Raw genomic sequence first — 10,845 nt, forward strand, 5'->3', positions numbered from 1 at the left:
AATATAAAGGATTATGTCGTCTCATTACGAAGCACCCATTAGAAAACCTTTAGTTATAGGTGATAAATCATATCACGATGTAACCGTAGATGTGGCAGCCCCTGTTGAAGGGCCTGCAAATAAACAATGGTGGATTGTATTTTCAATCGCATTAATAGCCTTCCTTTGGGGGTTAGGCTGTATAATTTACACCATATCTACCGGAATTGGAACATGGGGATTAAATAAAACAGTTGGTTGGGCTTGGGATATTACTAACTTCGTTTGGTGGGTTGGTATTGGTCACGCTGGAACTTTGATTTCTGCAGTACTATTACTTTTCCGTCAGCGTTGGAGAATGGCTATTAACCGTTCTGCAGAAGCAATGACTATTTTCTCAGTAGTTCAGGCAGGATTATTTCCAATTATTCACATGGGACGCCCATGGTTAGCATACTGGGTTTTACCTATTCCAAATCAATTTGGATCTTTATGGGTAAACTTTAACTCACCATTGCTTTGGGACGTATTCGCAATCTCAACGTATCTTTCGGTATCATTAGTTTTCTGGTGGACTGGTTTATTACCTGACTTTGCAATGCTTCGTGATAGAGCTATAACTCCATTTAATAAAAGAGTTTATTCTATCCTAAGTTTCGGATGGAGCGGAAGAGCTAAAGACTGGCAGCGTTTTGAAGAAGTATCTTTAGTATTAGCCGGTTTAGCTACACCTCTTGTACTTTCTGTACACACGATCGTATCTATGGACTTTGCTACTTCTGTAATTCCAGGATGGCATACAACAATTTTCCCTCCTTACTTTGTTGCTGGAGCGGTATTCTCTGGATTTGCGATGGTAAACACATTGTTGATCGTTATGAGAAAAGTTTCTAACCTTGAAGCATATATCACATTACAGCATATCGAATTAATGAACATCATTATCATGATTACAGGTTCGATTGTAGGTGTGGCTTACATTACTGAGCTATTCGTAGCTTGGTACTCAGGTGTAGAGTATGAACAATATGCATTCTTAAACAGAGCTACCGGACCTTACTGGTGGGCATATTGGTCAATGATGACTTGTAACGTTTTCTCTCCGCAATTTATGTGGTTTAAAAAATTAAGAACAAGTATCATGTTTTCATTTATTATTTCGATCGTTGTAAACATCGGAATGTGGTTTGAAAGATTCGTAATTATTGTTACTTCTTTACATAGAGATTACCTTCCATCTTCTTGGACAATGTTCTCACCAACATTTGTTGATATTGGAATTTTTATTGGAACAATTGGTTTCTTCTTTGTATTGTTTTTATTATACTCTAGAACATTCCCTGTAATTGCTCAGGCAGAGGTAAAAACAATTTTGAAAGGAACAGGAGATAATTACATTAGAGAAAGAGCAAATAAAGATTCACATCATGAGTAATAAAGTAATATACGCCATTTATAATGACGATGATATTTTGATGAATGCAGTAAAGAAAACCAGAGCTGCTCATCATCATATTGAAGAGGTTTTTACTCCATTCCCAGTTCACGGATTGGATAAAGCCATGGGTTTAGCACCAACAAGATTAGCAATTTGTGCTTTCCTATATGGATGTGTTGGTATTTCTGTTGCAACATTTATGATGAGTTATATTATGATTCATGACTGGCCGCAGGATATTGGTGGTAAACCAAGTTTTAGTTTCATTCAGAATATGCCTTCTTTTGTGCCAATTATGTTTGAGATGACTGTGTTCTTCGCTGCGCACTTAATGGTAATTACTTTTTATATGAGAAGTAGATTATGGCCATTTAAGCAAGCTGAGAATCCTGATGTAAGAACAACAGATGACCATTTCTTAATGGAAGTTGCTGTAAACGATAATGAAGCAGAACTTGTTTCTTTTTTCGAAGGTACAGGAGCTGTTGAAGTTAAAGTAATTGAAAAGAATTAATTGTAGCTATGAAAAGGATATATAAAATAACACTTTTAGTTGGTATAACTATTTTAGTTTCATCTTGCCACAATAATTCGGCACCAAACTATCAGTATTTCCCGAATATGTATGAGTCTGTAGCCTATGAGCCGTATTCAGAAGCAAAAATATTTAAAGGAGACAAAGAAGGACAGCTTCCTGTAGAAGGAACTATTAATAGAGGTTTTGAACCTTATGAGTATGAAAATTCGACTGCAGGTTATGAATTAGCAAAAGCTAATTTAAAATCTCCTTTGACTGAAGAAGAAAAAAATTCTGGAAAAGGTAAAGAGCTTTTCGAAATTTATTGTATCAGCTGCCATGGTGCGACTGGTAATGGTAAAGGTAAATTGGTTGAAAGAGAAAAATTTCTTGGAGTACCTAGCTATAAAGACAGAAATATTACTGAAGGAAGTATATTTCATGTTGAAACTTATGGTTTAAATGCAATGGGTTCACACGCAAATCAATTAAGTGCCCACGAACGTTGGTTAGTTGCTGACTATGTTCTAAAACTAAAAAGCCAATTATAATTGTTGAACAAACTGATCGTAATAGATATGTATACATTTTCAAGTAAATTAAAAACTTTTTCTATCATCTTAATGGTTCTTGGACTATTAGGAATTGGGTATGGTTTTTTAAGTGCACCTAAAGATATTCAAGAAGTTGAAAAAATACTAGCTGCTGAGGCTCATGGAGAACATGGTGCTGCGCATGCGGAATCTGCAGAGGTTTCTCATAAAGAAGCAGGACATCATGAAGCTGCAGCCGAAGGTTCACATGAAGAACACAAAGGAGGAGAGCATGCAAAAGTTGGTGCTGCTGATGAACACACAGAACATTTGACTCACGTATTGCACCAATTGCAAAATAAGCCTTGGTCTGCATTATATGTAGCTTGTATTTTCTTTTTACTGCTTTCTATGGGGGTTTTAGCTTTTTATGCTATTCAACAAGTTGCTCAGGCAGGTTGGTCTCCGGTTTTATTTAGAGTTATGCAGGGTATTACAGCTTATTTACCTGCTGGTTCTATCATCTTTTTCATAATCTTAGTTTTATGCGGATTACACTTCAATCATATTTTTGTATGGTTAGGTGAGCATGTTACAGATCCTACTCATGCTGATTATGATGAAATAATTGCAGGAAAATCAGGATATTTAAATTTTCCATTTTGGATTGGTAGAGCTTTTATCTTTTTATTAGGATGGAACTTATACCGTCATTTTTCAAGAAAAAACTGTTTAGCTCAAGACGAAGCTAATGATGATCTTAACTACAAAAAGAACTTTAAGTTATCCGCTGGATTCTTAGTTTTCTTTATTGTTTCTGAGTCAATTATGTCTTGGGACTGGATTATGTCATTTGATCCTCATTGGTTCAGTACTTTATTTGGATGGTATGTTTTTGCTTCTTTCTTTGTAAGTGGAATTACTACGATTGCTTTAGTTACAATATATTTAAAATCTAAAGGGTATTTAGAGTATGTAAATACAAGCCATATTCACGATTTAGCAAAATTCATGTTTGGTATTAGTGTTTTCTGGACTTACTTATGGTTCTCACAATTCATGTTGATATGGTATGCTAATATTCCAGAAGAGGTAACTTATTTTGTAACAAGAATTCAATTATATAACCTGCCTTTCTTTGGTGCAGTTGTTATGAACTTTGTTTTCCCATTATTAATATTAATCAATACTGACTTTAAACGTCTTAGCTGGGTTATTGTTATGGCGGGTGTTGTAATATTATTAGGTCATTATGTTGATTTCTTTAATATGATTATGCCTGGTACAGTTGGAGACAAATGGTTTATCGGAGTTCCTGAAATTGCGTCAATTCTTTTCTTCTTAGGATTATTTATATTTGTTGTATTTACTGCATTAACTAAATCACCTTTGCTTGCAAAAAGAAATCCTTTCATCGAAGAAAGTAAACATTTTCATTATTAATATTTAAAGAAGTAAACAGATGACAAGTTTGTTGATAATTATAGTTTTAGTTTTATTAGCAGTTGCATTATGGCAATTGACCAAGATATTTGATCTTACTCAAGTAGGATCTTCTTCGGACGATTCTCAAGTTGCATCAGATAATGACAATAACATTCAGGGATATATTATGTTTGGCTTTTTGGCATTCATTTATATATTTACTATTTATGGCTTACTAAAATGGGGTAATTTGGCGCTTCATACTCCTGCTTCTGAGCATGGACTTTTAGTAGATAATTTAATGAATATTACTTGGGTTTTAATCTTTACTGTACAGGTTATTACACAAGGGTTGTTATATTGGTTCTCTTTTAAAAATAGAGGACATAAAGATAAAAAAGCATTATTCTTTGCAGATAGCAATAAATTAGAAGCAATCTGGAGTATTATTCCATCTGTAGTTTTAGCTTGTTTAATCCTTTATGGATTATATGCTTGGAATAACATTATGTTTGTTGACAAAGATGAAGATGTAGTCGAGATTGAATTATATGCGCAGCAATTTAAATGGACAGCTAGATACGCAGGAAATGATAATGTTTTAGGAAAAGCTAACGTACGTTTAATTGAAGGTGTAAATACATTAGGTGTTGATATGTCTGATAAAAACTCTCAAGATGATATTGTAGTTACTGAGTTACATATTCCTAAAGGTAAAAAAGTACATTTCAAAATGCGTTCTCAAGACGTTTTACACTCAGCTTACATGCCTCACTTTAGAGCGCAGATGAACTGTGTGCCTGGAATGGTTACAGAATTTGCTTTTGTTCCAACTTATACTACTGCAGAGTACAGAGAGCTGCCATTTATGATTGAAAAGGTGGCAAATATCAATAAACTTAGAGCTGAAAAAAGTGTAGAGTTAGTTGCAAAAGGCGGAACAGCTTTAGATCCTTATACATTTGATTATTTATTATTATGTAATAAAATCTGTGGAGCTTCACATTATAACATGCAAATGAAAGTTGTTGTAGATACTCCGGAAGATTATAAAAAATGGTTAAGCGAAAAAACAACTTTAGCTCAGGATATTAAAGCAGCTGCGGCTGCTGAAAAACCGGCTGAAGGAGTTGAAGGTGCCGCTGCAGATACTGCTGCTAAAGTAAAAGATACTGTAAAAGCAGTTATCGATACTGTTAAGGCTGCGGTAGCTAAAGTAGCTATGAAATAATATTATTAAGAAAATTTAAAGTACACATATATGTCAGCAGAAGCGCACGGTCACGATCACGGACACGATCACGAGCACGAACATCATCATAAAGACACGTTCATTACTAAATATATTTTTAGTATTGATCACAAAATGATTGCTAAACAATACTTGATTACTGGTATTGTTATGGGAGTAATTGGTATTGCAATGTCCTTGCTTTTCAGAATGCAATTAGCGTGGCCTGAAGAGTCTTTTAAAATATTTAATGTTTTATTAGGAGATAAATTTGCACCTGATGGTGTTATGGCAAATGATATTTATCTGGCTTTAGTTACAATTCATGGTACCATCATGGTATTCTTTGTACTAACAGCTGGTTTAAGTGGAACTTTTAGTAACTTACTTATTCCACTTCAAATTGGAGCGCGAGATATGGCTTCTGGATTTATGAATATGATTTCATACTGGTTGTTTTTTATATCTGCTGTAGTAATGTTATGTTCTTTATTTGTTGAAGCTGGACCAGCTTCTGCAGGTTGGACAATTTATCCTCCATTAAGTGCTTTACCTCAAGCGATCCCAGGATCAGGAGCAGGTATGACTTTATGGTTAGTTTCAATGGCTATCTTTATTGCATCTTCATTAATGGGGTCATTAAACTACATTGTAACAGTTATTAACTTGAGAACTAAAGGAATGTCTATGACTAGGCTTCCACTTACAATCTGGACTTTTTTCGTAACAGCTATTATTGGTGTTATTTCATTCCCGGTATTATTGTCAGCTGCTTTATTATTGATTTTTGATAGAAGTTTTGGTACTTCATTCTTCTTATCTGATATCTACATTGCAGGAGAGGTTTTACATTACCAAGGAGGTTCTCCAGTATTATTCGAACACTTATTCTGGTTCTTAGGTCACCCTGAGGTTTATATCGTAATCTTACCAGCGATGGGTCTTGTTTCTGAAATTATGGCTACGAACTCTCGTAAACCAATCTTCGGATACAGAGCGATGATTATGTCAGTTCTTGCAATTGCATTCTTATCAACTATTGTATGGGGCCACCACATGTTTATCTCTGGTATGAATCCTTTCTTAGGATCTGTATTTACTTTTACTACTTTATTGATTGCAATTCCATCTGCTGTAAAAGCTTTCAACTGGATTACAACTTTATGGAAAGGTAACTTACAATTTAACCCTGCAATGCTATTCTCTATCGGAATGGTTTCTACTTTCATCACTGGAGGTTTAACTGGAATTATTTTAGGAGATAGTACTTTAGATATTAACGTACACGATACTTACTTCGTAATTGCTCACTTTCACTTAGTAATGGGTATCTCTGCACTTTACGGAATGTTTGCTGGTATTTACCACTGGTTCCCTAAAATGTATGGAAGAATGTTAAACAAAAACTTAGGTTATATTCACTTCTGGGTTACAGCGGTTTGTGCTTATGGAGTTTTCTTCCCAATGCACTTTATCGGATTAGCTGGTTTACCAAGACGTTACTATACAAATACTAACTTCCCATTATTTGATGATTTACAAAATGTGAATGTTTTAATTACAACATTTGCTCTTGTAGGTGGGGCGTTCCAATTAGTATTCTTATACAACTTTTTTAGTAGTATTTTCTACGGCAAGAAAGCAGTTCAAAATCCATGGAAATCTACAACTTTAGAGTGGACAACTCCAGTTGAGCATATTCACGGAAACTGGCCAGGAAAAATTCCTCATGTATACCGTTGGCCATATGACTATAGTAACCCAAATCATGATGTAGATTTTGTTCCTCAAAATGTACCAATGAAAGAAGGTGAAGAAGTTTTACACCACTAGAAATATCAAAAGACCGTCAGAAATGACGGTCTTTTTTGTTTAGTTAAAGTTTTAATCGTTCAGATTTACTGTTTTACAAACTGATTAGTTTCTATATCTTTGTAGAATGAATGAGAACCTAGATCCTACTACAAAAGGATATAACCCAGAAGAATTAGATCTTGAAAAAAGATTGCGTCCACTGTCATTTGATGATTTTGCCGGGCAGGACCAAGTTTTAGAGAACTTAAAAGTTTTTGTCGCAGCTGCAAATCAGCGTGGTGAGGCACTTGATCATGCTTTGTTTCATGGACCTCCTGGGCTTGGTAAAACGACTTTGGCTAATATTCTTGCAAATGAGCTGGAAGTAGGTATCAAAATTACTTCGGGACCTGTTCTGGATAAACCGGGAGACTTAGCCGGTTTATTAACTAATCTTGATGAAAGAGATGTTTTATTTATAGACGAGATCCATCGTTTGAGTCCTATTGTGGAAGAATACTTATATTCTGCAATGGAAGATTTCAAAATTGATATCATGATTGAATCTGGTCCAAATGCAAGAACAGTTCAGATCAATTTAAATCCGTTTACATTAATTGGAGCAACTACTCGTTCTGGATTATTAACAGCTCCTATGAGAGCTCGTTTTGGGATTTCATCTCGTTTACAATATTATTCTACAGAGCTTTTAACCACTATTGTGGAGAGAAGTGCCGGTATATTAAAAATGCCAATTGATCTCGAAGCAGCAATTGAAATAGCAGGAAGAAGCCGTGGAACTCCTCGTATTGCAAATGCATTATTACGAAGAGTTCGTGATTTTGCACAGATAAAAGGTAATGGTACTATTGATCTTGAAATTGCCAGATATGCACTAAAAGCATTGAATGTGGATGCTCATGGACTTGACGAAATGGACAATAAGATATTATTAACCATTATCAATAAGTTCAAGGGAGGTCCGGTTGGACTTTCGACTTTGGCTACAGCCGTATCTGAAAGCAGTGAAACTATAGAAGAAGTTTACGAACCTTTTTTAATTCAGGAAGGGTTTATTATGCGTACACCTCGTGGACGTGAAGTTACAGAGAAAGCTTATAAACATTTAGGAAAGATAAACACAAATATTCAAGGAGGTTTATTCTAATTGTTATGTCTAATAATATAAAATATACTTACCCTAATAAATTATCAATAGTAAGATTTTTTAAAGATGCCGAAGGTGTTCGTAAAAACCCGATTCCTTTCCACAAAAGGTATTTTGAGAAATTCGGGGACTCTTTTTCTATTAGAATTGGCTCTTCAAAGTATATAATCTTGTCAAGAGATAATGAAATTGCACAGTATATTTTAGTTAAAAACCAAAAGAACTATCATAAGTCTAAATTTCAATCCGTATACCTTTCTAAATATTTAGGAAAAGGGCTTTTAACCAGCGATGGTGATTTTTGGTTGAAGCAAAGACGTCTTATTCAACCGGCTTTTCACAAGCAAAAGATGAATCAGCTGGTGGTTAATATGAATAAAACGATTAGCTCAGAATTAGATAATTTAACGGATAATAAACCTATTGATCTTTTCCCTGTAATGAGCCAGCTGGCATTTAATGTAGTGGCTAAATCTTTATTTCAGCTTTCAACTGCCGAAAATAAATTTCATCGAATCAAATTTATCATTGAGGAAGTTCAGAATTTTTTAATTAAAGAAATTAGGCTTCCGCATAAAGCATGGTGGTTTTCATTAAGTGGTCAGGTAAAGAAACATCTCATGCTGGCTGAAGAGAATAATAGAATTATTCAGGAAATCATTGAAGAAAGAAAAGCTTCAAAAGAAGAAGTTAATGATTTATTGAACATGCTTTTAGAAACCAGATATGAAGATACTGGTGAAAGTATGTCTACTGAACAATTGATCGATGAAATTAAAGTTTTGTTTATCGCAGGGCATGAAACAAGCGCAAATGCATTAACGTTTACACTTTATCTTTTAGGCAGAAATCTGGAAGTGCAGCAAAAAGTATTTGATGAAATCATAGAGATTGAGTCGCAAACTGAGAACATTATAGAACAACTTCAAAAAATGACATATACTAATGCCGTTTTGAATGAATCTATGCGTTTATATCCGCCAGCCTGGATTACCGACAGACAAAATCTTGAAGATGACTCTTTGGCTCAATTCAAAATTAAAAAAGGTACATTAATTGGAGTTTCTTTTTATGAATTGCACCGAAATCCTAAATATTGGAATAATCCGGATGAATTTATTCCGGAAAGATTTCTTGGTGAGCAAAAAAAGGAGTCGATGCAATATTTTTATCCATTTGGTGCCGGACCAAGAATGTGTATTGGAACCGGATTTGCCATTTATGAAATGTGTTTAACGATATCTCAAATTGTAAAAAAATACGTCATTCGATCTAATAATGATGTCATTCAATTTAATCCGCTGATTACTCTAAAACCTGTTGACGTTCAAGTTTCATTTTTTAAACGATGAGTATCAATTCAAAAGAAACATATTCAAAATTTATAAAAGCAGAAGCCAAAAGATTGGGTTTTATTTCTTGCGGCATATCTAAAGCAGGCTTTTTGGAACAAGAAGCGCCCCGGCTTGAGAAATGGTTAAATAATAATCATAATGGCCAAATGGCTTATATGGAAAACCATTTTGATAAACGTTTAGATCCAACTTTATTGGTTGATGATGCTAAAAGTGTGGTTTCTCTTTTGCTGAATTATTATCCTTCTGAATCTCAAAATGACGAAGCTTATAAGATTTCGAAATATGCCTACGGACAGGATTATCATTTTGTTATAAAAGAAAAATTAAAAGAATTTCTTTATTCAATCCAAGAGAATATCGGTGAAGTTTCAGGTCGTGCTTTTGTTGATTCTGCTCCGGTTTTAGACAAAGCCTGGGCTGCAAAAAGCGGTTTGGGATGGATAGGAAAAAACAGCAATCTAATAACCCAAAAAGTGGGTTCTTTTTATTTTATTGCAGAACTTATTCTCGATTTAGATCTGGAATACGATCATGCGGTAACAGATCATTGCGGTTCATGTACTGCGTGTATCGACGCTTGTCCCACTCAGGCAATTCTTGCGCCCTATATTGTAGATGGAAGCAAATGTATTTCTTATTATACAATTGAACTAAAAGAAAATATCCCAAATGAAATGCAGGGAAAATTCGATAACTGGATGTTTGGCTGCGATACCTGCCAGGATGTATGCCCATGGAATCGATTTTCTAAACCGCATTCTGAGCCCCTTTTTAACCCAAATCCGGATTTAATTTCTTTTTCTAAAAAAGACTGGACAGAGATTACTGAAGAAACTTTCCAAAAAGTTTTTAAAAATTCACCGATTAAAAGAACAAAATTTGATGGGCTCAAGAGAAATATTAAATTTCTTGATAGAGTCTAAATAGGAATATTTTATTACAATTTTTTTACATTCCCTATTTTTTGACACAAATATTAATTACTTGATAATAAGCATTTTATGTGTTTTGTGATTAATTAGATTTTTCTGTATTTGTAAGATAATGTTGCGTATTTGTTGCTTAAATTACTGAATATTAATTTTTTATTAAAAAATTAAGAATTTTCTGTTGTTTCATTGTTAAATTATCATGTTTATTTACCTGTCAAGGTTAACTTACTTCGATAAAATGTGTATTTCAACGTTTTTCTGGGTAGTTTGTCGAGTAATGTAGCTAGTATTGAGGTGTTTATATATTTTCGCGGCACCAAAACTACTAATTTAATCCAAAGACGACTATGTGTCTTGAACCTAAAATAATTATGGTCCAAACGCTTTCCAAATATTTTTATGATGTTGAAAAAAATCCTTTCAATAATCTAAGAATCAATCCTTTCAATTTTTCGTATCTGCTAAATAAT

9 protein-coding genes are annotated in these 10,845 nt (G+C 34.1%); all 9 read left to right on the forward strand.

Annotation, left to right across the window (positions count from 1 at the left end):
- Nucleotides 1-13 precede the first annotated feature (13 nt).
- The gene (nrfD, locus tag AABD74_RS07975; RefSeq protein ID WP_232675863.1) at nucleotides 14-1,414 is read left to right on the forward strand and encodes an NrfD/PsrC family molybdoenzyme membrane anchor subunit; all 1,401 of its coding nucleotides are present in this window, start codon (nucleotides 14-16) and stop codon (nucleotides 1,412-1,414) included.
- Nucleotides 1,407-1,931: a DUF3341 domain-containing protein gene (locus tag AABD74_RS07980; protein ID WP_232675856.1), complete on the forward strand. Its 525-nt coding sequence runs from the start codon at nucleotides 1,407-1,409 to the stop codon at nucleotides 1,929-1,931. Before nrfD ends, AABD74_RS07980 begins: the two co-directional genes overlap by 8 nt.
- Nucleotides 1,932-1,939: 8 nt before the next feature.
- Entirely contained in the window at nucleotides 1,940-2,485 is a 546-nt protein-coding gene (locus AABD74_RS07985) for a cytochrome c (RefSeq protein WP_232675848.1), read from the forward strand.
- A 27-nt stretch (nucleotides 2,486-2,512) separates the two neighbouring features.
- On the forward strand, nucleotides 2,513-3,910 hold the full coding sequence (locus AABD74_RS07990) for a quinol:cytochrome C oxidoreductase (protein WP_232675839.1): 1,398 nt from the start codon (nucleotides 2,513-2,515) through the stop codon (nucleotides 3,908-3,910).
- Between the two features lie 19 nt (nucleotides 3,911-3,929).
- Nucleotides 3,930-5,123 (forward strand): cytochrome c oxidase subunit II, encoded by a 1,194-nt coding sequence (locus AABD74_RS07995; RefSeq protein ID WP_406845184.1) that lies wholly within the window; start codon nucleotides 3,930-3,932, stop codon nucleotides 5,121-5,123.
- Between the two features lie 30 nt (nucleotides 5,124-5,153).
- The gene (locus AABD74_RS08000) at nucleotides 5,154-6,956 is read left to right on the forward strand and encodes a cbb3-type cytochrome c oxidase subunit I (protein WP_406845185.1); all 1,803 of its coding nucleotides are present in this window, start codon (nucleotides 5,154-5,156) and stop codon (nucleotides 6,954-6,956) included.
- A gap of 106 nt (nucleotides 6,957-7,062) precedes the next feature.
- Complete coding sequence (gene ruvB, locus AABD74_RS08005) at nucleotides 7,063-8,085, forward strand: Holliday junction branch migration DNA helicase RuvB (RefSeq protein WP_232675830.1); 1,023 nt, start codon at nucleotides 7,063-7,065, stop codon at nucleotides 8,083-8,085.
- A gap of 5 nt (nucleotides 8,086-8,090) precedes the next feature.
- Entirely contained in the window at nucleotides 8,091-9,437 is a 1,347-nt protein-coding gene (locus AABD74_RS08010; protein WP_406845186.1) for a cytochrome P450, read from the forward strand.
- A complete protein-coding gene (queG, locus tag AABD74_RS08015) occupies nucleotides 9,434-10,366 on the forward strand; it encodes a tRNA epoxyqueuosine(34) reductase QueG (RefSeq protein WP_406845187.1) in 933 nt (310 codons plus the stop codon). Before AABD74_RS08010 ends, queG begins: the two co-directional genes overlap by 4 nt.
- Nucleotides 10,367-10,845 lie beyond the last annotated feature (479 nt).

This window comes from Flavobacterium soyae, from assembly GCF_045348165.1.
Classification (GTDB): Bacteria; Bacteroidota; Bacteroidia; order Flavobacteriales; family Flavobacteriaceae; genus Flavobacterium; species Flavobacterium soyae.

What these genes read in the sequence shown, in the direction of transcription:
- AABD74_RS07995 (WP_406845184.1), top strand. Translation starts at nt 3,930, where the DNA reads ATGACAAGTTTGTTGATAATTATAGTTTTAGTTTTATTAGCAGTTGCA.
- AABD74_RS07985 (WP_232675848.1), top strand. Translation starts at nt 1,940, where the DNA reads ATGAAAAGGATATATAAAATAACACTTTTAGTTGGTATAACTATTTTA.
- AABD74_RS08000 (WP_406845185.1), top strand. Translation starts at nt 5,154, where the DNA reads ATGTCAGCAGAAGCGCACGGTCACGATCACGGACACGATCACGAGCAC.
- ruvB (WP_232675830.1), top strand. Translation starts at nt 7,063, where the DNA reads ATGAATGAGAACCTAGATCCTACTACAAAAGGATATAACCCAGAAGAA.
- AABD74_RS07980 (WP_232675856.1), top strand. Translation starts at nt 1,407, where the DNA reads ATGAGTAATAAAGTAATATACGCCATTTATAATGACGATGATATTTTG.
- queG (WP_406845187.1), top strand. Translation starts at nt 9,434, where the DNA reads ATGAGTATCAATTCAAAAGAAACATATTCAAAATTTATAAAAGCAGAA.
- AABD74_RS07990 (WP_232675839.1), top strand. Translation starts at nt 2,513, where the DNA reads ATGTATACATTTTCAAGTAAATTAAAAACTTTTTCTATCATCTTAATG.
- nrfD (WP_232675863.1), top strand. Translation starts at nt 14, where the DNA reads ATGTCGTCTCATTACGAAGCACCCATTAGAAAACCTTTAGTTATAGGT.
- AABD74_RS08010 (WP_406845186.1), top strand. Translation starts at nt 8,091, where the DNA reads ATGTCTAATAATATAAAATATACTTACCCTAATAAATTATCAATAGTA.